The following is a 24456-nucleotide window of genomic DNA, read 5'->3' as shown; positions in this document are numbered from 1 at the left end:
CGTGGTCGTGATCTCAACTGTGTGTCAACTGTGCGCGTGGATGTACCCTCCCGAGCGCGATTTCCACCTTAAGCAATCTCGCGGGAGTCGACAACCTATTTTCTACCTGCAGTTTTGCCGATTTGTGGTTACCGGCCGGCGATCGAACGGCGCCGGGACCGGATGATGGCCAGCACCTCGGCCCCGTACTTGCGCATCTTGCTCTCGCCGATACCCAGTGCGGCCAGCGCGGCTTCGTCCTCGGGCAACTGCTCGGCGATCGCGGTGAGCGTGTTCACACCGAGGATCCCGCGCGGATCCACGGCGAGTTCGGCCGCCTTCTCCCGGCGCCAATCCTGGAGTGCGCCGAGCAGTTCCGTATCCGGTTGTCCCACACAGTTCTTGCACCGGCGCAGCAGCAGTGTCTCCGAATCGAGCAGCGCACGACCGCATATCCGGCACGCCGGCCGGTCGGCGTCCGCGGCGGGTCGCGCCGGGGCGGCGATCCGGGAGGCGGGGGAGCCGTCGGGCACCAGCCCGGCGAGGAACCGGGAGCGCCGCCGTGGCCGGCGGTCACCGTCGCCTCGGCTCAGCGCCCACGACAACCGCAGGTGGACCCGGGCCCGGGTCACCCCCACGTAGAGCAGCCGGCGTTCCTCCTCCAGTGCCGCCACATCGGCGACCGACCCGTCACCGTTGAGTGCGTAGGAGATCGGCAGGGTGCCGTCGGTGAGCCCGGCCAGGAACACCGCGTCCCACTCCAGGCCCTTCGCCGCGTGCAACGAGGCCAGGGTCACACCCTGCACGGTCGGTGGATGCCGGGCCTCGGCCCGTGCGGCGAGTTCGCGCAGCAGCCCGGTCCGTTCCAGACCCGGTTCGTGCTCGACGAGTTCCTCGGTCAGCCGGACCAGCGCCGTCAGGGACTCCCAGCGCTGGCGGGCCTGCGCGCCCGCCGGCGCGGACGTGGTGAGGCCGATCGGTGCCAGCGCGGCTCGCACGAGGCTCACCAGGTTCTTCCCGGAGCGCGACGCCTCGGGCAGATCGTCGCGGGCCGCCGCCTTGCGTAACTCCTGCACCGCCTGCCGTACCTCCGGCCGCTGGAAGAAACCCTCGCCGCCGCGAACCTGGTAGGCGATCCCGCGCTCGGTCAGTGCCTGCTCGTAGGCCTCCGATTGCGCGTTGATCCGGTACAGCACCGCGATCTCGGCCGCCGGGGTGCCACCGGCCAGAAGTTCCTCGATCCGGCGGGCGATATCGGTCGCCTCCGTGGCGAGCTCGTCGTATTCGGCGAACTCCGGCTCCGGTCCGTCCGGCCGCTGCCCGATCAACTGCAGCCGGGTCCCGGCGATCCGGCCCTGCGCCATCCCGATCACCCGATTGGCGAGATCGACGACCTGTGGAGTCGACCGGTAGTCGCGTTCGAGCCGCACCACGGTCGCCTCCGGGAACCGGCGGGAGAAGTCCAGCAACTGGCCGGGCCCGGCTCCGGTGAACGAATAGATGGTCTGGTTGGCGTCCCCGACGACGGTGAGATCGTCGCGGTCCCCCAGCCAGGCGTCCAGGACCCGCTGCTGCAGCGGGGTGATGTCCTGGTATTCGTCGACGACGAAGCATCGGTAGCGTTCCCGGAACTCGTCGGCGACCGACGGATAGTCCTCGAGCGCGGCGGCGGTGTGCAGCAGCAGATCGTCGAAATCGAGCAGCAGACCCTCCGGCGTGGTCTTCACCGACTCGTAGGCGGCGTAGACCTCCGCGACCCGGGCGGCCGCGAACGGCGTGTCCCGCCGGTGGGCCTCGGCTGCCGCCGGGTAATCCTCCGGCGCCACCAGGGAGGACTTTGCCCATTCGATCTCGCCGAGCAGATCCCTCACACTCTCGGTCCCGGAAGCCAGCCCCACCCGGTTCGCGGCCTGCGCGACCACTGGGAACTTGCTGTCCAGCATTCGCCACGGCACCTCCCCGACCACCTGTGGCCAGAAATACCGCAGCTGCCGCAGCGCCGCGGCATGAAAGGTCCGGGCCTGCACGGTCGAGGCGGCCGCCCCCAGCCCGAGCGCCCGCAGCCGCGCCCGCAACTCCCCGGCAGCCCGGGCGGTGAACGTGACGGCCAGCACCTGATCCGCCCGCACCTGACCCGCCGCCACCAGATGCGCGATGCGATAGGTGATGGTGCGGGTCTTCCCGGTACCCGCGCCGGCCAGCACACAGACGGGCCCGCGCGGCGCGCGGACGGCGGCGGCCTGCTCCGGGTCCAACTCGGATAGATCGACTGCGCCCACCCGGGGAAGTCTATGCGCGGGCACGAGTGCCCGGTCGGCGGCGCCGCGAAGTACGGACATGACGGGGCAATAAACGTGGGCCGATGCGTGTTGCTCTGTTCGTGACTGACGTGACCCCTGATCTGACCATGTACTCGACCACCTGGTGCGGTTACTGCCGGCGGTTGAAGACCCAGCTGAAAGAGGCCGGGATCAGCTATGTGGAGATCGATATCGAGGACGATCCGGCGTCGGCGGAGTTCGTCGGCAGCGTGAACAACGGCAACCATGTGGTGCCGACCGTGAAGTTCGCCGACGGTTCGACCGCCACCAATCCGTCCCTGGCCGAGGTGAAGCAGGCGCTCGCGCGTCTGGCGTGATCTCGCCGGGCCCGGACGGGGCCGGGTGGTGGGTGATCTCGTGGATCGCGCGCGTGCCTGTCCCGCATTGTGCGGGAGCCGATGGCTAGTGTTGGCCGGGTGAATCGTCGGATCATCACGCTCCTGGTCGCCCTTGTCCCGGTTGTCTTGTTCGGTGTGGTGGGCAGTGTGTTCACCGTGCCGTTCGTGGCGCTGGGGCCCGGGCCCACCGTCGATACGCTCGGCGAAGTGGACGGTCTCGAGGTCGTGCAGGTGTCGGGGGCCGAGGTCGATCGGACCGCCGGGCATCTGAACATGACGACGGTCGCGGTGCGGGACGGGCTGACGATCTTCGAGGCGCTCGGTTTCTGGGTGAGCGGCCGGCACGGGATCGTGCCGCGCGCCGAGGTGTATCCGCCCGGGGTGTCCCGGGAGGAGGTCGACAAATCGAACGAGCAGGAGTTCACGACCTCGGAGAGCAACGCCGAGGTCGCGGCGATGCGTCAGCTGAACCTGCCGACGGCGGTGTTCGTGCACAAGGTCACCGAGGGCGCTCCGGCCCAGGATGTGCTGCGGGCCGGGGATCAGCTCGTCAGCGTGAACGGTAAGCCGGTGGCGACCACCCAGGATGTGCTCAATGAGGCGTCGAGCCGGGCGCCCGGGACCGTGGTGCCGGTGGTGTACCGCCGCGACGGCGCCGAGCAGACCGCGAACATCACGCTCGGGGCCCGGCCCGACGATGCGGCCAAGGGGTTCCTGGGGCTGACACCCACCGAGTCCGCGGCGCCGCCCATGCAGATCGATTTCAATCTGGCCGATATCGGCGGTCCGTCGGCCGGTTTGATGTTCAGTCTGGCGCTGGTGGAGAAACTGAGTCCGGGCGACCTCGACGGCGGGTCCTTCGTGGCGGGGACCGGCAGCATCGACGAGGACGGCAAGGTGGGCGCGATCGGCGGGATCCAGTACAAGATGATGGCGGCCCGGGAGGCGGGCGCGGAAACGTTCCTGGTTCCGGCGGGTAACTGCAATGAGGCGAGTCAGCGGGTCCCCGACGGTCTGCGGCTGGTGCGGGTGGAGACGCTGGCGGGCGCGGTGCAGTCGCTCGAGGACCTGTCGGCGGGGCAGGAAGTCGTCGGCTGCGGCTGAGGCACCCGAGGATGGCGGAGTTCGTGCGCCCGGGCCCGCGGGCCCGGGCGTTCTCCGTTCAGTCGGCGGATTCCTCGAGCGTATGCCGCAGCGCGTCCACCAGGTTGGGCGCCAGGTTCGGGTAGGTGCGCAGGTCGAGGTCGGCGCCGTCCTCTTCGCCTTCTTCCGGCCGTAGCTGCAACAGGCACAGACTGTTTCCCGAACGCAGCACGGCCGCGAAGAGCCGGGCCTCGCGCCGTCCCGGGTGCGCATGGGCGGCGGCCCGGCCGGCCGCGTCGGCGGCGTCCGCGTCGGCCAGCAACGGAGTGAGGGCCTCGTCGAGATCCTCCTCGGCGTCCGGTGGGAGCACCACGATCTCCTGCACCAGGACACAGCCCGCCACCGCGGGGGGCCAACTGGTGGTGGCGAGGAATTCGTCGAGTGCCATCGACCCGCCGGCCACGTGATCGGGCAGGGGGTCCTGGGCGATCGGTGTCAGTTCGTCCGCGGCGTCGACCTCGTCGATGAGCGCGGGTTCGGCGGCCACCAGATCCGCGGTTCGCACCAGCGCGAACATCTGCGGTGATCTTCCCCAGCCCTCGGCGTCCACGAACTCCGCGACTTCGTGGACGGAACGGGCAAGGACGATTTCGGCATGCAGATCGGCGCTCACCCGACCATCCTCGCATCCGCCGCCGCGACACCGCCCGAACCCTGCGGTCGCGAAGATGTCCGTTTTCCGTAGAGTGGGCCCAGAGGGTCCGTACGGGCCCGACCTCAACAATTCGGACTGCGGCGCAGCGGCCGGTGGCGCTACCGGCTCACTCGTCGCCGGACCCTGGAGAGTGGCATCGTGGGCATGCGCCCCCCCGCCGGTTTACCGTCGCTGTCCCGGCGCAGCCGTCTGCTGCTGGTGGCTGCGGTGGTGCTGGCCGCACTGCTGTTGGTAGGGCCCCGGCTCATCGATACCTATACGAACTGGCTGTGGTTCGGGGAGGTCGATTTCCGCGGCGTCTACCTGACCGTGCTGCTGACCAGGATCGCGGTGTTCGCGGTGGTCGCGCTCTTGGTCGGGGTGATCGTCTGGCTCGCCCTGTTGCTGGCCTACCGATCACGCCCGGTGTTCGTGCCGACCTCGGGCGCCGGTGATCCGATCGCCCGGTATCGGACGACGGTGCTCGGCAAGCTGAAGTTGTTCGGGCTCGGTATCCCGGTGTTGCTGGGTGTGCTGTCCGGGCTGGTCGCCCAGTCGAACTGGGTCACCGTGCAGTTGTTCCTGCACGGCGGTTCGTTCGGCCGCACCGATCCGCAGTTCGGTCTCGATGTGGGCTTCTACGCCTTCGATCTGCCGTTCTACCGGATGGTGCTGAACTGGTTGTTCGTCGCCGTGGTGATCGCGTTCGTCGCGAATCTGGTGACCCACTACATCTTCGGCGGTTTGCGGCTGACCGGGCGCGAGGGCGTGCTCACCACTCCGGCGCGGATCCAGCTCGCGGTGCTGGCCGGGATCTTCGTGCTGCTCAAAGCCGTCGCGTACTGGTTCGACCGCTATCAGTTGCTGATGAGCAGCCGGAAGGAACCCACCTTCAACGGTGGTTCGTTCACCGATATCAACGCGGTGCTGCCGGCCAAGCTGATCCTGATGTCCATCGCGATCATCTGCGCGCTGGCCTTCTTCGCCGGGATCGTGCTGCGTGATCTGCGGGTGCCCGCGATGGCGGCGGCGCTGCTGGTGCTCTCCTCGGTGCTGGTGGGTGCGGTGTGGCCGCTCATGGTCGAGCAGTTCTCGGTGCGCCCGAACGCGGCGGAGAAGGAGAGCGAGTACATCGAGCGCAATATCGCCGCCACCCGGGAGGCCTACGGGATCACCGACGACAAGATCGAATACATCGACTACAAGGGGGAGAGCAGCAAGAATCCGGTGAATGTGCCGGTGGACCATGCCACCATCGCCAACGCTCGCCTGCTGGATCCCAATATCCTGTCCCCGACGTTCACCCAGCTGCGGCAGCTGAAGAACTTCTACGGCTTCCCCGAGGCGCTCGATATCGACCGGTATTCGCTCAACGGCCAGGTCCAGGACTACATCGTGGCCGCCCGCGAACTGTCGCCGGCGACCCTGAGCGGTAACCAGACCGACTGGATCAACAAGCACACGGTCTACACACACGGCAACGGGTTCGTCGCCGCGCCCGCCAACCGGGTCAACCGGCCGCAGTCCGAGGATCCCAACGCCGCCGGCGGCAGTAGCGATTCGGGTTATCCGATCTTCCTGGTCAGTGATCTGTTCACGCCGAAGGATCAGCAGCGGATCAAGGTCGATCAGCCGCGTATCTACTACGGCGAGCTGATCTCACAGTCCGATCCCGACTACGCCATCGTCGGCGCCGAGGAAGGGCAGAACCCCCGGGAGTACGACACCGACCAGGCCCGCTTCACCTATGACGGCGCCGGGGGTGTGCCGATCGGCAACTGGTTCAACCGGCTCGCGTTCGCGGCAAAGTACGCCGAGCGCAATATCCTGTTCTCCTCGGCGATCAGCGGTGATTCGAAGATCATCTACAACCGTTCGCCACGCGACCGGGTGGAGAAGGTCGCGCCGTGGCTGACCCCGGACGGCAACGCCTATCCGGCGGTCGTGGACGGGCGCATCGTCTGGATCGTGGACGCCTACACGACGCTCGACAGCTACCCCTACGCCCAGACCACCTCGCTCGAGGGTGCGGTCGAGGACAGCGTCGATCAGCGCACCGGCCGGCTGCTGCCGCGTAAAGAGGTCAGCTATATCCGCAACTCGGTGAAGGCCACGGTCGACGCCTACGACGGCACGGTCAAGCTGTACGAGACCGACCCCAGCGACCCGGTCCTGCAGGCCTGGCGGGGAGTGTTCCCGGACGCGGTGATCCCGGAGAACGAGATCAGCCCCGAGCTGCGCGAGCACTTCCGGTATCCGGAGGATCTGTTCAAGGTGCAGCGCGAGATGCTGACCAAGTATCACGTGGACGATCCGCGCGAGTTCTTCACCAACAACGCCTTCTGGTCGGTGCCCGCCGATCCGACGGTGGAGGGTGTGTCGGCCAGCCAGCCGCCGTACTACGTACTGCTCGGCGATCCGGAGACCGGTAAGCCGGTGTTCAATCTGACCAGTGCGATGGTCGGGTACAACCGGCAGTTCCTGTCCTCCTATATATCGGTGCGCTCCGATCCGGACGGTTACGGCAAGTTCCGGATCCTGCAGCTGCCGACCGATACGCAGACCCAGGGTCCGCAGCAGACGCAGAACACGATGACGACAGCGCCGCAGGTCTCCCAGGAGAAGACGCTGCTGTCGAACTCGAACAAGATCAGATATGGCAATCTGCTCACCCTGCCGGTGGCCGACGGTGGCATCCTCTATGTGGAGCCGTTCTACAACGAGCGCAATACCGGCCAGAACACCGCGACCTTCCCGCAGCTGCTGCGCGTGCTGGTCAGCTACCGCGACCAGGCCGGCAGCGTGAAGGTCGGTTACGGTTCGACGCTCGCCGACGCGTTGAACCAGGTGCTTCCCGGCTCCGGCGCATTGGCCACCCCGTCCGGCGGTGATCCGGCCACCAGACCCAACCCCGGCACTGCGCCGCCGCAGCCCCAGGGCGATAATTCGCAGGATCAGGGCGCGTCGACTCCCAACGGTTCGACGCCGCCGCCCGCCGCTACCGGTTCGGCCGCGCGGGATGCCGCAGCGGCGGAGCTGGGCCGCAAGATCGAAGAGGTGCGCGCGGCCATGCGTACCGGCAACTTCGAGGACTTCGGCCGGGCGCTGGACGAGCTGGACGCCGCAGTGAAGGCGTATCAGGACGCCGGCGGGGGTAGGTAGCAGCCGGGTCCCGGCGCGGAGCCGATCCCGGTCGGCTCCGCGCGGTGAGCGGCCCGCGGGGCTTCGGTCGGATTCCGGGCCGGAAAGCAAAGAAGAGGCGCTGCCATCCGGATGGATGGCAGCGCCTCTTCGTATGCGCTGGATGGCGACGCGCTCAGAGCGCGCCGGGCCGGGTCACAGGTACTGGCCGCACACCGGCCACGCGCCGGGGCCCTGAGTGGCGAGAACGTTCTCGGCTACGCGGATCTGCTCCTCACGGCTGGCGTGCGCGGCGCTGCCGCTACCGCCGTTGGCCTCCCAGGTGCTCTGGGTGAACTGCAGGCCGCCGTAGAAGCCGTTGCCGGTGTTGGTGGACCAGTTGCCGCTGCTCTCGCACTCGGCGACGGCGTCCCAGTTGCCCGAGGCAGCCGAAGCGGTGGCGGTGGAAAGACCGAACGGTACGGCAACGAGGGCCCCGGCGATAGCGGTCATGCCGAGAACGCGGGTGCTGAACTTTCGGGTCTTGGACATATGCGAATCCCTGCCTGTGCCCACCGGCAGCGCGTTGGAAGCTTGCGTGCCCCTGTCCCCAGGTGATGTGTCGGGGTTTGATCCGAACCGTGGGACAGGGTTGCCGGCGTTCTCCGGTTCGGTCGGCCCGTCCCGGTCTGGTCGGGGCCTGCGAACGACGGTAACGAAGAAATCTCGTCAGATCACGTATCGATAACTATCAATACGTCGATTGGTGCGAAGGGGGAATATGTGGAAAAGTCCAGGTCATAAATGGATTTCTCCCGTACCCATGGCGGTCGGCGACAACACGGAAATGTGACCGGGATCACCGAGAATAGGTAATTCGTGTCACTCGTATAGCGATCGGGACAACCGGCAATCGCACCGTTAACGTTCTGAGCCCTGTTGACCGGTCGCCGCTGCGGAGCCCGGGGCGCCCGAGGGCCGATGGTTGCCGAGGCGGTCCGGTGCGTGCCCGGCGGCCGCCGGCTCGGCCTGAGGGTTCGCCGGCCGATACGCACGTTGAGCTGGCGATTTGGCAGTCTTCGGGAGCCGTGTGTAATGTTGTGTTCACCCAACGCGGGGTGGAGCAGCTCGGTAGCTCGCTGGGCTCATAACCCAGAGGTCGCAGGTTCAAATCCTGTCCCCGCTACTAACGGAGAAGGCCCCGGAACCACGGTTCCGGGGCCTTCTCCGTTTCTGTGCTCCGCCCGGGTATTGCCCGGGCCGGCCGGGCGTCGCGGGCCGGCTGCTCGGGGGTCGCCGCCGCGCGATCGGACGCCACCTCGGTTGCTCGGGGCCGCCTGCTATCGACGCAAGGCCAGCTCAGCGGCATGTTTTGGTGTTGCGGCAGGTAGTGCGTAGTGTTGGAGACACCCAACGCGGGGTGGAGCAGCTCGGTAGCTCGCTGGGCTCATAACCCAGAGGTCGCAGGTTCAAATCCTGTCCCCGCTACTACAGGGAAGGTCCCGGAGAGATTCTCTCCGGGACCTTCCCTTTTCTGTGTCGGGGCATCGCCGCCCGGTGGCCGCTTCCGCTGTTGGGGCCGAGCCGACCGGGGCCGCCGTGGAGCTCGCCGGCTGTGTGGGGTTCTCCGTGGTCTGATCCGCCGGCGGTAGTGGCATAGCCGAGCCGAGCCGGCAACCAGCTCTCGCGCGAGCTATCGTCCTGCCCGAATCGTCTTGGGTCGGCGGGTGTTCGGCGCGCGGCCCGGGGCGGTGGGCCCGCCGGTGGCCGGATGTGTTGCCGCAGCAGAAGAATGGGCAATTATGTGGCTATTCCATCAAAGAAAGTGCCTCTGGGCCGGTTACGGGCAGCGAATATCGTTCGAAATGGGTGGTCGAAACGCATTTACGATCGGGTGAATCATTGATAGCGGATATGCATCTCATAAATTACATCGGTGCAATTCAACGGCCTCGCGGGCGGCGATGCCGATGATGCGCAGCCGCCCGCCGGCTGCCCTCGATGGGCATTGGCGTGATCGGATTCGAGTACTCCCGGGCGGGTTTCGACGGCGGAACCCGGTGGCGTCACGAGCTCCGGGGGTAGCGGTGACCCCCTCCGGCGGAGGGCGCGACGTTGCCGGACGCCGACCGAGCTGCTTTGCTGGATCAACTGCCGCGAACCGGAGGGGATGAGCTGTCGTGCCATCTGATTTCACGCTGAAGGCCGTCAACGCCGTGCATCGAGCTCTGCTGCGTATCAGCTTCGGCCGCCTGGGCACCGAATACTTCGGGATGCCGGCGCTGGAACTGACCACTGTCGGCCGTAAGAGCGGGCAACCGCGCTCGGTCATGCTGACGGCTCCGGTCGTCGAGGGCGACGACTACATCATTGTCGCGTCCCGGGCCGGCGACCCGACCCACCCGGCGTGGTACTGGAACCTTCGCGACAATCCTGCCGTCGAGGTCTCGTTCCGCAACGGCCCGCGCCGGTCGATGACCGCACAAGTCCTCTCCACGGAGCAGCGGGCGCCGCTGTGGTCCCGGATCGCCGCCGCCTATCCCGTATACGGGGATTATCAGAAGCGCACCGACCGGGAGATCCCATTGGTCCGGCTCACGCCCACAGCGGAAAACACTTAGCCGCGGGCGGCCGCGACGAGTATCTCGATCAGGCGAACCGATTCGACGGGTGTCCATGTGCGGGTGTGGCGATGCCCGGGTCATACCCCGCCGGATCGCGTCGGTGCCGGATCACCGCCGCGGTGCGCCCAGGTGCCGGAGTGTATGAGGACACGGCGGTTCGCGGGGAGTCCGGAGACCGCGGGACGTTGCCGTCGGGGGCGCGCGACCGCGGACTCTCGTCCGGCGTGGTCGATCGTCACCGAGGACGGGCGGGCGATTCGAATTCCACCTGGCCGATCCGCCGCGGTGGAGTGCGGGGTGCCGGAGGGTTCCGGCGGCTCTCGCCGAGGGCGACGTGGGCCGACCCATCCGGCGGCGTGACCCGGTGCGATCCGCGGATCCCGTCGCCGCGGCCCCGCGAGAAGCTGCACTCTCGCGGGATCGATCCGGGGACCCGGCCGCCGGCAGCGCTGCCCGGGGTCGGCTCCGTCGCCGTCACCTCCGCCGTGGGGCACGCCGGGATGTTCGAGCGACTGGTGGACGTGGCGAACGAACCGGTGCGCGGTATCGCCTGCTGGTCCGGTGCCGGATGTCGGCGCGTTGCGGCGCCGGGTCCGGGGGGCCGGCTCAACCGTTGCGAGTGAGGCTCGGAGGCGCCGGTTCGGACTCCGCGACGGGGGCCGCGGCGGTCGGATCGGTCATGATGTCGCGCCACCAGGAATCCAGCCGGCTGGGCTCCGGCCAGATCACGGGTGCGTGCTCGGCGGTCGATTCCACGTCGTTCTCCTCGGGGCCGGTGTTGTCGGGCATCCTTGCCTCCTGTACGCGTGGTGCGCCGGCGGGTCGCTGCGCGTATGCGTACGCTGCTCCGATTGCGCCGCCCCCCGTAACCGGTGTCGCCGGGAATTCCCGCGACCGAGCAACGTAGTGACAGCAGATCGCCGGACCCGCCCGGTACCAATGTGCCGCAATTCTAGCGTTTTTCGTACCGGCTGCCCATGGATTGGAATCCGTGGGCAGCCGGTGAGTTATTCCTGGTGGAACCATCTGTCCGCGCGGTATTCTGGATGTGTCTGTGCGAGAACATCTTCCGATGCTACGCGACGCCGCGCCGCTTCCGGAGTCGACAAAACGACCGGTTTGTAATATATCGCGAATGTATTGCGTAATGTATCCGCGCAATCCCGAATTAATGCCGGTGTAAATGTACTTTCATTTGATCGTGCAGAACGGGGCGGCTTATGAAATCCCGGTGAAGAAATCCCCGGTCGGGCGGTCGGTGGAGCGGAACGCCGCGGGAGCGGCCGCTCCCGCGGCGGTGCTGAGTACACTGCCAGACATGTCGGTGGCGTCGTCGCGATCGCGGATTCCGGGGGAGGTCAACGGATACGAGGCGCGCTGGGAGCAGCACAATACCGAGCGTCAGTTGCGCATCCTGCGGGCCGCGGTCGAACTGCTGGAGGAGAAGCCACTGGGCGCGGATGTGCCCGTGCGGCAGATCGCGGAACGGGCCGGGGTCGCCAAATCCGTGGTGTACCGGCAGTTCAGCGGCCGGGAGGATCTGGACCGGCGCATCCGGTCGTACCTGATCGACGATCTGGGGGCCGCGCTGGACGCACAGCTGGACGTCTCGTCCGGCTCGGTGCGCGAGATCATCACGCGAACGGTTCGCGCGGTCGCGGACTGGATGGGCGACCATCCCAATCTGGCCGCGTTCGCCCGGACCGGCCCGCCCGTCGGCGGGGCCGACAGTGTGGACGCCATCTCCAGCCTGAAGATCCGGATCGCCGAGCGGTCACGCGAGCTGATCGATGCGATCGCCCGCATCATGGAGGTGGAGTCGGCCGCGCTGGAGCCGGTGCCGTTCGCCGTGGTGACCATGGTCGAAGGGGTGCTGGCCGCATGGGTCGCCGATCCGGTGCCGAGCCGGACACGAGCGGAAATGGTCGCGGATCTCTCCGGCTACGCCTGGTACATCCTCGACGGCGCGGCCCGGACGGTCGGTGTGACGGTGGACCCGGACCGGGAACTGGCGCAGGTGGTCGCCGGACTGCGTGGTTCGGCCCCGTGAGTGTGCGGGGTCGTCGACCGGACCGAACGTCGTCGGTCGGCCCGGCCGTCCCGGGTCAGGCCACCGAGGCCCGAACCCGGCGTTCCGGTTCGCTGCGGTAGCGCGAGCGGTCGCCGTCGATGCCGAGTGCCCGCCACAGCCGGGAGGTGACCGGGTTCATCAGGCCGAGCTCGTCGGCGAGGGCCCGCATATCGCCGAAGTAGCCGGACAGGATCCGCCGCGAGTGCGGGCTCCGCCAGAACGCCTCCGCGATGACCTCGCGTGGCACGTCGAAGCGGCGCGCGAACTCCGGCGGCGGCGCCATGATCTCCCCGGCCAGCCAGCGCAGTGCCAGCGGGAAGGACAGCCCGCACAGCGCGGTCGAGACCGGGCCGAGCTTCGCGATATGCGCGCGCAGGAATTCTCCGGCGAAGGAGATGTGGCGCGCCTCCTCGGCGATATGGATCTCCATCGTCCGCACCACCAGCGGCGGTAGGTGCGCGCCGTTGCGGATCATCGCCTTCTGGTAGTGGTCGATCGGCTCCTCGCCGCCGAGGATACCCAGGAACAGCACCACATGCGCGTAGCCACCGGCCACCCCGATGAACGGGGAGAGCGCCCGGAAGATCGGCCGCATCCCGGGGACGTCGTCGCCGATCCGGTTCACCAGCTCCTGGAACATCTGGATGTGGTTGCACTCTTCGGTCATCTCGTGCAGGCAGTAGCGGAACTCCGGCGACCCGTTGGGCAGTTTCGCGATGTACTGCATCATCCCGCGGATGAGCACGGTTTCGAAGGCCGCGCCGACCTTGATGGCATTGGCGATACGCCAGCGGCCGATCTCGATCTGTTTCGCCGGCGGTAGTTCCCGGTACCAGCGGGTGGCGCCGAGCGGATCGTAGTCGGGGGAGAGGATCCATCGGGGATCGTCGCGGTCGAGTGCGAATTCGGGCGCATCCCAATCGATGTCCAGATACGGATCGAACCGGCGGCGCACCGAGCCCTCCGACAGTGTTTCCAGCGTCTCACGGTACCGGGTGTCCAGCTTGGGAGCCCGCGGCAGAGTCGACGGCGTCATCGGTGCCTCCTCGTGCGTATGGCGTACATCTCTCTACGGATGAATTTACCGGGACTCGGCGTCTCAGTAAATAGAGCGGGCGGAGCCGGTGCGCAATCGTGCCCTGTGGGGATAAGTGCGGATATGTGCCCCGGGGGTGTGCGCGAATGTGTCACCGGGGGTGTGCGCGAAGGCTGCGCCGCAGGTCGTACCCCCGTCGCGCGGGGGATGCGCGCCGTGGCGCGATGCGGTGCGCCGACCGGGCGGCGCGACCTGGAGTGCCGATATCGCCGATACGCAGCCACCCCTGCGCGTCGAGTGCCTCCGCGGTTCTCTCCGGCATACCGCGGTAGCCGTAGGTGACGATCTCGCCGCACACGAGAACCTGGCCGCTACCGCGCGGCGACAGTGTCCGTGTGTACCCGCAGGGTCTCGATCCGGTCCAGGGCGGGGTGGAAGTCCAAGATCAGCAGCGCCGGACCTGTCGGCAGATCGGCGCTGATCGTGACCGAGCGACCGGCCGCCAGTGTTTTGCCCTGCCGCAGGCCGCGCGCTCGTACGGCCAGCTCCGCGCTGCCGATCGATTCGCCCGCCCACAGCACCACCGTGTCGCGGTCGCCGGTCAGCGCGGTGACCGTCGCGGTATCGCCGGCGGCCGCCGCCGCGCACAGGCGGTGCGCGATCCGTTTCCCGGCGGCGCCGATACCGGTGCAGGCCCGGGCCATACCCGTCAGGCCGCGCACGCCCTGATTGCGCAGCAGCAGACCACCGAGCCGAGTGCCTGCCCGCCACCCTTTCGGTCCGGTGCCCATGAGCTGCCCGACCATGGGCACCAGTTCCCAGTACGCGGCCAGATATCCGATTCGCAGGGCGCCGTCCTGCTCGACCACCTCGTACCGCAGATGCATCGGCACCCGGACCCGGGCGCCGGTCGACATCGTGATGGTGATGGTGAGATCGCGCAGCACGGTCGCCGGCCCGGCGAAATCGTGGGCGACGTCGAACACGATGTCGTTGGGCGCGATGAAGGTGTCGTAGAACCGGGCGATCGCGTCGTAACCGGTATGCGGGTCCGAGCCGACCGGATCGTTGACCACCGCGCCGGTCGCGAACAGGCCCACCCACGCCGCCCGGTCGTGGGCGGCTACGGCGCGAGGAGATGCGAGAACGGCCTCGCGCAAATCCGCGGCGGTCGGGTCCAGCGGCACGGTGACTCCCTTCGGGTGGCCGGAATTCGCTCCCACAATAGAACACGTTCTACGGGTGGCCGAGTGTCCTAACCCTGCCTGCTTGTGAAAATGTCGGTGCGGTGCGGCATCATCTGTGCACGCAGCTATTCGACGAACAAGTGAGATTGCCCGGAGTGCCCCATGCCGTCGCGAACACCAGCGAACGCGAAGCCGAAACCCCTGTCCGACAATGACCTCGAGCAGATCGCCGCGGAGATCGAAGCGGGGCGCCCGCCGATGGTCTGGTTCACCGCCGCGGCGGTGGGGGTCACCGAGGGGCGGTCGGGCAAGGTGGTCTCGCTCGGCGATCCCGCCGACGGCGACTTCCTGCAGATCCGGCCCACCGGGTCCAAGGATGTGCTGTCCTTCGGCCCCACCGAGGTCACGATGGTAAAACCCCAGCGTGACAAGCCGGCTGCCGCGCCCCCCGCGTCCCCTCCCGCCCCCGAGAAGAAGGAACCGCCCGTGACTCCCGCCGCGTCCCCGTCCACCTCCGCCCCCCCGGCCGCGGAGCGGAAACCGGCGCCCGCCCCGGCGAAGAGTGCTGCCGCCGAGACGAAACCGGCCGCGGCGCCGCGAACCCCCGCCGCCGCCAAGGCGACCAAGGCACCGGCCGCGCGCAAGGCCAAGACGCCGGAGGTCACCGTCATCATCAACGGCACCGCCGACGGTGAGTGGACTGTCGATGTCACCGCGGGTAAGAAGCGGACCGCGCGGGCGATCCCGGTCACCGGTACAGCCGTGGCGCAGGCGGCGAAACTGTTGCCGCCGGAGGTTTCCGAGGTGGTGGACGGTCTGCTGGACTCGGTGCGGGGCGCCCAGGAAGCGAAGGTCCAGCAGCTGCAGGCCGAACTCGAGCAGGCGCGCAAACTGCTGGAAGAACTGACGGACTGATACGAAGTCGCCGGTAGGCCCGTCCCCGGAGTCGACTCCGGGGACGGGCCTACCGGGTTCCGGAGCGCGTGCAGGCGAACGTCCAGGGACCGGCGACAGTCGAGCACTGATGGTGTTGTGGGCCTATCCGGGTTTGCCTGGGCATGCGGCAGCGGGTTCTTACACCGCTTCTCCGGATGTCCTGTGTTCCGGGTCGGGCGGGTCCGCCCGCCCGCACGGCGCCGGCGGCAGTGCAGCTCACACAGCTGTTTCCCGCGGTCGCCAGCCGTGGCGGCTCGGTTCGGCCGGGGTGTACCGGATCGAGTCGTGGAACATATAGCCGAAGCCGCGCCGTTTCGCCTGGTACATGGCTGCGTCTGCATCGCGGATGAGATCGTAGATACTGGCGTCGATATCGCGGGGGCCCCCACAGGCCAGCCCGATACTGGCCGTCAGCGGTACTTCGCCGGTACTGAGCTGGAACGGCTTCATGAACACCCCGAGCAGGCGTTCGGCCATTTTGGTCGCTTCCATCCGCTCCAGCGGCGCCAGGACGACGAATTCGTCTCCGCCGTAGCGGGCCACCACATCGTCGCGGCGCACGGTGGAGCGGATCCGGGTGGCGGCCTCGGCGATCAGTTCGTCGCCGACGGTGTGCCCGTAGCTGTCGTTGATCGCCTTGAACTCGTCGAGATCGATGAACAGCAGACAGAGCGCGCGTTCGGCCCAGTCCCGGTGCTCACGATGCAGTACCCGCAGCAGCGCGGAGCGGTTGAGCAGTCCGGTGAGCGGATCGTGGTCGGCCTGGTATTGGGCGCGCCGTTCGCTGCGGGCGCTGTGGCCGATCGCGCGTTCGCTGCGGATCAGCAATCCGATGAGCAGCAGGGCGAGCACCGAGGACACGATGATCTGGTCGAGCGGGCTCAGCGGGGCGCGGGCCACCGGCACCAGCGAGGAGAGCACCAGGGCGACGGCGATGACGCTGGCGCGCTGGCGGGAATGATGGATCCGGATCGTGCGCGGCGCACCCAGCGTCACCATGGTCGGGTGCAGGGCCGCCGCCCCGGCGGCCAGGTACGCGCCGATCAGCGGAAGGACCAGCACTTCCGGCGCCGTGTCCAGGGTGCCGGCGGCGACCAGCCGGTACCCCAGATCGGTCGCCAGCACCCCCGCCAGGGCTGTGTGCAGCAGGCGCAGCGAGGTTTCCGAGCGGCTCGAGGTGGCCAGCGAATGTGCCAGCAAGGTGAGCAGCAACGCATCGCAGACCGGCAGCGCCACCGCCGTGACCGTGTTCACCCCCGGGGTCTCGGAGTGCAGGACGGGTGCGATGAGGAAGATCCAGGACGCCAGCAGCGCGCCGAGCCCGATCAGTCCCGAATCCAGGATGACATCGGGATGGGCCCGGGCCTGCCGCGGCCGCAGCCACATCAGAGCCGCCAGACCGGAGCCGAGGTAACCGGCGAGTGTGCAGATCTCGTCGAGAGGGGTGGACGCGTAGCCGGTGAGTTCCCGCAGCACGGTTCCGGTCGCGAAGGGGAGCGCGGCCCCGGCCAGCAGATACCACGGCAGCGGATGTGACGGGCGGTGCCGGCGCAGGCCGAAGCCGATCATGACGACGGTGCCGGCGGCCGCGATCAAGGTGGCCGCCACCGACAGCGGACGGGACCCGAGTATCAGATGCACCAGGAGCGGCGCGCCCACCATCACGGAAAACGCTGCGCCATACCGTATCCGGTGGATACCGTGCCGCCCTGCTCCCTGCGGTTCGCTGATGATCATCAGCCCCCCTTTGATCGCTCCATTCCCGGTGAAATCGAGCCGCGTCGCAGGCCTGGGTCCTTATCTGTCTGTCGTGCTCTACCTGTCCATCGAGCGGCGGCTGACGCAAACCGAGTGTTCCTGTACGAGGGGATGTCCGAGCCGTCCGCGGTGCGTCCGGCCCACCAAACCTGGACTATGGATCCGATGATGACACGCACTGTCGAATTTGTCGCTCTCTTGGCGCAACAACGTCGTAACAGGTGTCTCGATGGTGGCGGCGCGGCGGATCTCGGGCACCGGCGGGCGGCTCGTACGGTGGTCCGGTGACCGAACGCGAGGAGTACATCACGCCCGGCGGGCGTCGTCGATGGTCGGCGCCGGGCCGGGTCAACCTGATCGGCGAGCACACCGACTACAACGACGGCCTCGTGCTGCCGATAGCGATACCCCTGGTGGTCACCTGCGAAGGTGTCCGGCACGCCGACGATCTGGTCCGGGTGGGCTCGCGCCAGCGGCCGGGCGAACCGGTGCGGCTGCCGGCCGCGGCGCTGGCCACCGAGCGGGACCTGCTGCCGGGCTGGGCGCGGTACCCGCTGGGCGTCGTCGCGGAGTTCGGGCGCCGGGGGCACGGGATCGAGGGCTTGGAACTGGATTTCGACGGCGCGGTCCCGGCCGGGGCCGGGCTCTCCTCGTCGGCGGCGCTGTGCTGCGCCGCCGCGGTGGCGGTCCGTGATCTGTGTGCGCCGGAGGTCGGCGACCGGGAGTTGATCGATATCGCCCGGGCCGCCGAAAACGACTATGTGGGCGCGCCCACCGGGATCCTGGATCAGGCGGCGTCCATCCTGTGCACCGCGGGACACGCCCTGTACCTGGACGTGCGTGCCTTCGGTGCGGCCGATTCGGGTGGTTTCGAACAGATTCCGTTCGATCTCGCGGCCACCGGCCTGCGGCTGCTGGTCATCGATACGGGGCAGACCCATGAGCACGTGGCCGGGGGCTACGGCGCCCGGCGCGCCGAATGCGCCGCCGCCGCTGCGGCGCTCGGGGTCGCATCGCTCCGCGATATCGATGACGCGGGGCAACTGTCCGGGCTCACCGATCGGGTGCTGTACCGGCGGGCCAGGCATGTACTGAGCGAGAACGACCGGGTGCGCACAGTGGCGGAACTGCTGCGCTCGGGCGCCGACCCGCGCGAGATCGGTCCGCTGCTCGATGCGGGACACGATTCGCTGCGTGACGATTTCGAAGTCTCCACCGAGGTGCTGGACGAGGCGGTGGACGCCGCTCGCGCGGCCGGCGCCTACGGGGCACGGATGGTCGGCGGCGGTTTCGGGGGCAGCATCATCGCCCTGGTCGATACCGCTGCCGCCGGACGGGTCGAGCGGGAGGTCCGGGAACGTCTCGCGAGCAAGGGTTTTCCCGACGCGCGGACCATCGAGGCCGTGGCCGGTCCGGGAGCCGGCCCGGTCGGTTGAGGAGGCTCGGTCGGGCGAGAAGGTTCGGTGCCGCGGCGATCACGACACCGAACCCACTTGCTCAGGCCGCCGGACGCGCGCGGCGCAGGGCGCCGACGAGGACGTCGACCACGAGGAAGGCCAGCAGGCTCAGGCCGAACACCGGAGCGAACCAGCCGATCAGGGCGGCCGCGCCCAGCGCCGGCACCGCCAGGACCGCCGATCGGCGCAGCGCCCCGCGGCGCGGCGGCCGGCCCACCGCCAAGATACGGGCCGTCGCGGTGGGCCGGCGCTGCCACCACATGAGATATCCACGCACGATCACCGTGATCAGCCCGATCGCCGCCGCCAGCAGCAACAACTGGTTGAGCACGCCGAACATCAGACCCATATGGAGCTGGATGCCCCAGTTGGCCATCTTGGCCATGAACGGCCACTCGGAGTAGGGGAGCCGATCGGTGACGGTGCCGGTGGCCCCGTCGACGGCCGCGGCATCGGCGGTCAGCGTGCCCGACAGCCGCCGTTCCTTCACCGCGAACGCCGTCCCGTCGCCCGCCGGGATCGTGATTTCCGCGGGGCGGGTGACTCCGGCCGCGCGTGCCGCGGCCAGTACCCGGTCCAGTTGCTGGATCCGGTCCGCCGGCACCGAGTGGCCGGCCGGCCGGCCACTGTGATGGTCGCCGTGCCCGGTCTCGGCCGGCGCCGCCGTCCCGGGCAGCGCGGTCGTCACGGCGGGGGTGGTCCAGCCGAGGTTCTCCCGCAGTGTCTCGATATTGGCGCCCGCATAGGTCGACCAGGTCAGGCCGGTGGCCGAGAGCAGCAGCGCCGCCGGGAGAATCCACACCCCGACGACCGCGTGCCAGTTCAACCGGCGTTCCCGCGCGTTCGCGAGGTTCGGGACGAACAGCCATCGCGCCGCATCGCGCTGCCGTCGGCCGCGTACCCGCCGGATCCACAGGGCGAGCCCGGCGAGAGCGATCAGCCACAGCCAGGACGCCGCCAGTTCGGAGTACAGCCGGCCGGGTTCACCGAGATGCAGGTGGCGGTGTACCTGGGACACCCACGCCCGGAACGGCAACGCACCGGAACTGCCGTACACCACCGATTCGCCCACCGGCTGTGCGGTCACCGGGTCGACGAAGACGGCCCGCCGCTCGGATTCGCCGAGGGCGGGATCGCTGAACAGCACCCGGGTGGTGTCACCCGGTGCCGGCGCGGGCGCGACCGCCACCAGGGTGAGGTCCGGCCGGACCGCGGTCCCGGCGGTCACCTGTTCGGCCAGGGGCCGCTCGGGTCCGCGGGAATCCACGGTCAGCAGATCCCGGTTCACGAAGGATTCGATACTCGGTGCGACGGCGTAGAGCCCGCCGGTCACCGCCGCGATCAGGAGGAACGGCCCCACGAAGAGGCCGGCGTAGAAATGCAGCCGCAGCGCGAGCGCGCGGAACGCGCCTCTGTTCGGCCGGGGTGAACTGGTCGCCGGGGTAGCGCTGTCGGGCGCCGCGGGGACCTCGGTGGTACTCATCGGTGTTACCTGCGTCCTGTGCCGGCCCGGCACCCGTCCCGGAGGCGGGCGGGTGCGCGGGGACGCGGCGCGCACCGAGAGCTCGGGTCGCCGCGCTGAAAGAACCGGTCGGGGCCACGGGCGCGGGCGCGGGCGGAGATCACTGCGGCGCGCCCGGCCGTGACGGCCGGGTGGGAGATCAGATCAGCACGGCCCGGGGCGGTGCCCGGGTGCGGCCGGTATCGGCCGCGAGGATCCACGCGACGACCCGGTCGCGATGCAGCAGGCGCAGCGGCGGCGGGTCCGGGAGAGCCGGTGGCGGAGGCGCGACCGGCACCAAGCGCGCGAGGGCGGTCGCGACGACCCGGTAGGCGAATTCGGCTCCGCGCACGACCACCGCCGCGGCGCAGGCGACGACGACGTGCGCCGCGAACATGGCGGGGGTCGGCTGGAGATCACCGTGGTGCAGATGTCCCGAACCCCAACCGAGACTCAGATGGCCGAGCAATTGCCCGGCTGTCAGTGCCGTGGCGAGTCCGGTGGTGCCGGTGCGCAGTGGGCGCAATCCGGTGACCAGGGCACCGACCGCGGCCGCCGCCAGTGCCAGCAGAACGACCGCTGTTCCGTCGGGCGAGCTCGTCCGGTCCGCCCAGCCGTGTGCGGCCACCGAGACGGCCCCCGAGATCAGGCCGGCCGCCGCACCGCGGACGCGGGCGGCGCCGAGCTGGTCCACCACATGGGTGGAACCGAACCTGATACGCACCAGGGGATGATATCCGACCCCGCCCTGCCTGCGGCGCCGCCGATATCCGGTCCGGCCTGCTCCGGGGGCGCGTGCGTAACACCGGGCGGGGCCGGCGTCGCCCGATCACGCCGGCGAGGGACCGGTGCGCTCGGAACTCAGCTGCCGGGTTCGAGTTCCATCAGCGGTTTCCGCAGCAGTTTCCCGGTGGCGTTGCGCGGCAGTTCGTCGAGGAACACCACTTCGCGCGGGACCTTGTAGCGTGCCAGATTCGCCTTGACGTAGTCCTTGATCTCCTGGGCGTCGCGTGTGGAATCCGGCCCCGGGACCACCACGGCGCGCAGCCGTTTGCCGAACTCCCGATCGTCCACGCCGACCACCGCGGCCTCGAGTACATCGGGGCGTTCGGCGATGAGGTGTTCGACCTCCTGCGGGAACACGTTCTCGCCACCGGAGACGATCATGTCGTCGTCGCGGCCGTCGATGAACAGCAGGCCGTCGGAATCGAGATGCCCGACATCGCCGCTGGACATCATGCCGTCGACGGTCTCCTTGGTACGCCCGTCGGTATAGGCCTTGAAGGCGTGCGGGTTGTCGATGAAGATCGTGCCGGTGACATTCGGCGCGGTGATCCGCTTGCGGTTCTCGTCGTAGAGGGCGATCCGCACCCCGACCGGCGCCCGGCCCGCGGTGGTCGGCGACTTCTTCAGCTCCTGCGGCGTCGCCACGGTGATCACCGCGCATTCGGTCGAGCCGTACAGGTTGTACAGCACATCTCCGAAGTATTCGCCCGTGCGCACCACGACATCGGGCTGGATGGCCGAACCCGCCGCGAAGATCACCCGGAGCGAGGAGACGTCGTAGCGGTCGAGCACCTCTTTCGGCTGGTCCAGGATGCGTTGCAGCATGGTGGGCACCACGACCAGCGAATCCGCCCGATAGCGGGCGATATTGGCCAGGGTGAGCTCCGGGTCGAACCGGCGCTGCTGGAATACCACCCGGTTGCCCAGCGCCAGGCCCAGGGAGAACTGGGACAGTCCGGTGCCGTGGAAGATGGGCGCGGCCATCACCATGGTGCCGTCGGTCGGCAGCGGCACCCGGTCGATGAACTGGGCGGTGATGAACGGGCTGACCTTGTCGCGCGGGGCGCCCTTGGGCGTGCCGGTGGTACCGCTGGTCAGGATGACCGTCCCGCCCGGTGTGGCGGGTGCCGCCAGCGGTGCGGTGGACCGGCCCGCCGATACTGATTCGACCGTCGGGATCGCGGGGTCGGCACCATCGGATTCGTCGACCCAGGTGAGGATGCGCGGGATCGTGGCGGGGATGGCGCTCATCAGGTCGAAGAACTCGCTGTCGTGCAGCACCGCTTTGATCTTCTCGCGTTCGGCCACGTCGGCGAACTGCGGTTTGGCGAAGCCGGTGTTCATCAGGACCGCGCGCAGGCCGAGTTTGCCGGCCGTCAGCATACTCAGCACCATGCCGCGGTGGTCGCGGGCCAGGACCGCGACCACATCGCCGGGCCGCAGTCCGCGTTCGGTGAGACCGCGGGCGAAGGCGTTCGAGCGGTCGTCGAGTTCGCGGAAGGTGAGTTCCCCCGCCTCGTCGACGATGGCGGGCGAGTCGGGGCGGGTCTGCACGGCATGCATGACCACCCCGGCGAACGGGCCGTACTTGGTCGCGTTGCTCATCGACCGGAGGGCGTGGTCGAGCCGCAACGGGTCGAAGAGACCGCGTTTGCGCATCACGTTCACGGCCGAGGCGATATCGCCGGCTCTGCGAATGGGGCCGGGCAGCGACAATGTCATCGGCGACAACCTTCCGCGGTGTACCGCCGGGAACGGCGGCTACCTCCTCGAACTCCTGTGCACCGCCCACCCTAGCAACCATCGCGGGGACTGCCGGCCCATTGTCTCGGACAGTAGGGAAACCGGGACACTACTGTGAGATTTCCCGGTTTCGGCGTCGAGAAAGGTTGTCAGACCTCGTATTCCACCAGCACCCGGCGCAGCAGTTTGCCGGTCGGGTTGCGCGGCAGATCGTCGAGGAAGACGACCTCGCGCGGCACCTTGTACCGGGCCAGGTTCTCCTTGACGTAGGTCTTGATCTCGGCCTCGTCCGGAGTGTGCCCGGGCTCGGGCACGACGAACGCGCGCAGCCGCTTCCCGAACTCCACATCGTCCACGCCGACCACCGCGGCGTCGAAGATGTCCTCGCGCTCGAGCAGCAGGTTCTCGACCTCCTGCGGGAAGACGTTCTCCCCGCCGGAGACGATCATGTCGTCGTCGCGGCCGTCCACCATGAGCAGGCCGTCCTCGGTGAAATGGCCAACGTCGCCGCTGGACATGTAGCCGTCGATGATCTGCTTGTGCCGGCCGTCGGTGTAGCCCTCGAAGGGCGCGCCGCTGCGGACGAAGATCCGGGCGGTGACATTCTTGGCGGTCACGGCCTTGTCGTTGTCGTCGTAGAGGCGGACATCGCAGGTGAGCGGCGGGCGGCCGACCGTGCCGGGGGCCTTGGCCAGGTCGGCCGGCTGGGCCACGGTGGCGATGGCGACCTCGGTGGAGCCGTAGAGGTTGTACAGCACGTGCCCGAACGTCTCGGTCGCCTTGACGCACAACTCCGGCGACAATGCCGAACCCGCCAGGATGATCCCTTTCAGCGAGGACGTGTCGTACTTCGCCCGGACCTCGGCGGGCAGTTCCACCATCCGGTGCAACATGGTCGGCACCGCGACCAGCAGCTGGGCCTTGTGGTCGGAGATCATCTTCAGCGTGGCCTCGGCATCGAACCGGCGCCGCATGACGATCTTGTTGGTGAGACCGATGCTCACCAGGTACGTGCCCAGACCGGTGCTGTGGAAGATCGGCGAGACGATCACGACGGTGCCGCGCTTCGGGAACGGCATGCGGTCCAGGAACTGCGCGGTAGCCACCGGGCTGGCCTTCTCCCGCGGCGCGCCCTTCGGCAGACCGGTGGTGCCGCTGGTGAGGATGATGAAACCACCCGGTTTGGCGGGTACCGGCAGTGTCTCGGTGCCGTTCTCGGCGATCAGATCGTCCAGCGTCCGGGCGCCCGCGGGGACCTCGGTGCCCTCGTCGACCCAGGTGAGGAAGCGGGGCATATCCGCGGGCAGCGCGTCGAGCAGGCCGAGGAATTCGCTGTCGTGCAGGACCGCCTTGACCTGCTCCCGTTCGCACACCTCGGCGAACTGCGGTTTGGCGAAGCCGGTGTTCATCAGCGCGATCTTCACGCCGAGCTTGCCCGCGGCGGCCATGGAGAGGATCAGTCCGCGATGGTCCCGGGCGAGGATGCCGATCACGGTGCCCTCGGTGATCCCCGCGTCGCGCAGCCCGTGGGCGATCTTGGTGGACTGCTCGTCCAGTTCGCGATAGGTCAGCTCACCGCGTTCGTCGGCCAATCCGGGCGCGTCCGGCGCGATGCGCGCGGAGTGCATGATCAGGGTGGCCTGCGGGATGTAGGTCTTGGAATCCTTCAGCGTCCGCAGCGTTTCCCCCGGATTCTTCAGATCGATGAATCCGCTGGACTGCAGCAGCCCGTATGCCTTGACGACTTCCAGCGTGTGCGCCAGGTTCACCTTCGAACACCTCCACAGATCCTCGCGTCGGCACTCGACCTAGCGATTCCGAA

19 protein-coding genes and 2 tRNA genes are annotated in these 24456 nt (G+C 68.6%); 9 read left to right on the top strand and 12 right to left on the bottom strand.

The genetic code is table 11. From position 1 onward, the window contains the following. Positions 1-128: 128 nt before the first annotated feature. Positions 129-2318, bottom strand: a complete 2190-nt coding sequence (locus IG75_RS0123520; RefSeq protein WP_081877076.1) for an ATP-dependent DNA helicase UvrD2 — start codon at positions 2316-2318, stop codon at positions 129-131. A gap of 23 nt (positions 2319-2341) precedes the next feature. On the opposite strand from IG75_RS0123520, the gene IG75_RS0123515 reads away from it, so the two are divergent. After that, the gene (locus tag IG75_RS0123515) at positions 2342-2617 is read left to right on the top strand and encodes a mycoredoxin (protein WP_030523432.1); all 276 of its coding nucleotides are present in this window, start codon (positions 2342-2344) and stop codon (positions 2615-2617) included. A gap of 99 nt (positions 2618-2716) precedes the next feature. Continuing rightward, positions 2717-3742, top strand: a complete 1026-nt coding sequence (locus IG75_RS0123510; protein ID WP_210436835.1) for a YlbL family protein — start codon at positions 2717-2719, stop codon at positions 3740-3742. Between the two features lie 58 nt (positions 3743-3800). Here IG75_RS0123510 and IG75_RS0123505 read toward each other — a convergent pair whose 3' ends face one another. Further along, entirely contained in the window at positions 3801-4394 is a 594-nt protein-coding gene (locus tag IG75_RS0123505) for a PPA1309 family protein (protein WP_030523434.1), read from the bottom strand. Positions 4395-4574: 180 nt separating this feature from the next. Here IG75_RS0123505 and IG75_RS0123500 point away from each other — a divergent pair, with 180 nt between their 5' ends. Next, positions 4575-7577 carry a UPF0182 family protein gene (locus IG75_RS0123500; RefSeq protein WP_030523435.1) on the top strand — a complete coding sequence of 1001 codons (3003 nt, stop codon included), beginning with the start codon at positions 4575-4577 and terminating at the stop codon, positions 7575-7577. A 174-nt stretch (positions 7578-7751) separates the two neighbouring features. Here IG75_RS0123500 and IG75_RS0123495 read toward each other — a convergent pair whose 3' ends face one another. Beyond that, a complete protein-coding gene (locus IG75_RS0123495; protein ID WP_030523436.1) occupies positions 7752-8087 on the bottom strand; it encodes a transglycosylase family protein in 336 nt (111 codons plus the stop codon). Positions 8088-8647: 560 nt separating this feature from the next. Between IG75_RS0123495 and IG75_RS0123490 the strand changes: the two genes are divergently transcribed. The 3 genes from IG75_RS0123490 to IG75_RS0123480 all read left to right on the top strand — a co-directional run bounded on the left by IG75_RS0123490 (position 8648) and on the right by IG75_RS0123480 (position 10156). Continuing rightward, positions 8648-8721 (top strand) — tRNA-Met (locus IG75_RS0123490). A gap of 228 nt (positions 8722-8949) precedes the next feature. Then, positions 8950-9023 (top strand) — tRNA-Met (locus IG75_RS0123485). A 692-nt stretch (positions 9024-9715) separates the two neighbouring features. Continuing rightward, positions 9716-10156 (top strand): nitroreductase/quinone reductase family protein, encoded by a 441-nt coding sequence (locus IG75_RS0123480; RefSeq protein WP_030523437.1) that lies wholly within the window; start codon positions 9716-9718, stop codon positions 10154-10156. A 609-nt stretch (positions 10157-10765) separates the two neighbouring features. Here the strand turns inward: IG75_RS0123480 and IG75_RS0123470 are convergent. Further along, positions 10766-10948 carry a hypothetical protein gene (locus tag IG75_RS0123470; protein WP_030523439.1) on the bottom strand — a complete coding sequence of 61 codons (183 nt, stop codon included), beginning with the start codon at positions 10946-10948 and terminating at the stop codon, positions 10766-10768. Between the two features lie 520 nt (positions 10949-11468). On the opposite strand from IG75_RS0123470, the gene IG75_RS0123465 reads away from it, so the two are divergent. Next, positions 11469-12209: a TetR/AcrR family transcriptional regulator gene (locus IG75_RS0123465; RefSeq protein WP_373863770.1), complete on the top strand. Its 741-nt coding sequence runs from the start codon at positions 11469-11471 to the stop codon at positions 12207-12209. Positions 12210-12264: 55 nt separating this feature from the next. Here the strand turns inward: IG75_RS0123465 and IG75_RS0123460 are convergent, their stop codons facing one another. The 3 genes from IG75_RS0123460 to IG75_RS0123450 form a co-directional block, all read right to left on the bottom strand. Beyond that, positions 12265-13266, bottom strand: a complete 1002-nt coding sequence (locus IG75_RS0123460) for an AurF N-oxygenase family protein (protein WP_030523441.1) — start codon at positions 13264-13266, stop codon at positions 12265-12267. Positions 13267-13417: 151 nt separating this feature from the next. Further along, the gene (locus tag IG75_RS0123455; RefSeq protein WP_030523442.1) at positions 13418-13624 is read right to left on the bottom strand and encodes a hypothetical protein; all 207 of its coding nucleotides are present in this window, start codon (positions 13622-13624) and stop codon (positions 13418-13420) included. 13 nt (positions 13625-13637) lie between these two features. Next, positions 13638-14453, bottom strand: a complete 816-nt coding sequence (locus IG75_RS0123450; protein ID WP_030523443.1) for a nuclear transport factor 2 family protein — start codon at positions 14451-14453, stop codon at positions 13638-13640. 162 nt (positions 14454-14615) lie between these two features. Here IG75_RS0123450 and IG75_RS0123445 point away from each other — a divergent pair, with 162 nt between their 5' ends. Continuing rightward, positions 14616-15368, top strand: coding sequence for a DUF6319 family protein (locus IG75_RS0123445; RefSeq protein ID WP_030523444.1), 753 nt, complete (start codon positions 14616-14618; stop codon positions 15366-15368). Positions 15369-15605: 237 nt separating this feature from the next. Here the strand turns inward: IG75_RS0123445 and IG75_RS0123440 are convergent, their stop codons facing one another. Then, entirely contained in the window at positions 15606-17126 is a 1521-nt protein-coding gene (locus tag IG75_RS0123440) for a GGDEF domain-containing protein (RefSeq protein WP_030523445.1), read from the bottom strand. A 305-nt stretch (positions 17127-17431) separates the two neighbouring features. Between IG75_RS0123440 and galK the strand changes: the two genes are divergently transcribed. Next, complete coding sequence (gene galK / locus IG75_RS0123435) at positions 17432-18583, top strand: galactokinase (protein WP_245713271.1); 1152 nt, start codon at positions 17432-17434, stop codon at positions 18581-18583. Between the two features lie 61 nt (positions 18584-18644). Here the strand turns inward: galK and IG75_RS0123430 are convergent, their stop codons facing one another. The 4 genes from IG75_RS0123430 to IG75_RS0123415 form a co-directional block, all read right to left on the bottom strand. Continuing rightward, the gene (locus IG75_RS0123430; protein ID WP_030523447.1) at positions 18645-20087 is read right to left on the bottom strand and encodes a PepSY-associated TM helix domain-containing protein; all 1443 of its coding nucleotides are present in this window, start codon (positions 20085-20087) and stop codon (positions 18645-18647) included. A 178-nt stretch (positions 20088-20265) separates the two neighbouring features. Continuing rightward, on the bottom strand, positions 20266-20829 hold the full coding sequence (locus IG75_RS0123425) for a hypothetical protein (RefSeq protein WP_245713272.1): 564 nt from the start codon (positions 20827-20829) through the stop codon (positions 20266-20268). A gap of 137 nt (positions 20830-20966) precedes the next feature. Then, positions 20967-22613: an acyl-CoA synthetase gene (locus tag IG75_RS0123420; protein ID WP_030523449.1), complete on the bottom strand. Its 1647-nt coding sequence runs from the start codon at positions 22611-22613 to the stop codon at positions 20967-20969. 170 nt (positions 22614-22783) lie between these two features. After that, entirely contained in the window at positions 22784-24403 is a 1620-nt protein-coding gene (locus tag IG75_RS0123415; RefSeq protein ID WP_030523450.1) for an acyl-CoA synthetase, read from the bottom strand. Positions 24404-24456: the final 53 nt, after the last annotated feature.

The sequence above is a fragment of the Nocardia rhamnosiphila NBRC 108938 genome, from assembly GCF_000720425.1.
GTDB classification, from domain to species: domain Bacteria; phylum Actinomycetota; class Actinomycetes; order Mycobacteriales; family Mycobacteriaceae; genus Nocardia; species Nocardia rhamnosiphila.
The sequence above is the reverse complement of the archived record's forward strand: the minus strand, read 5'-3'. Positions and strand labels throughout refer to the sequence as shown.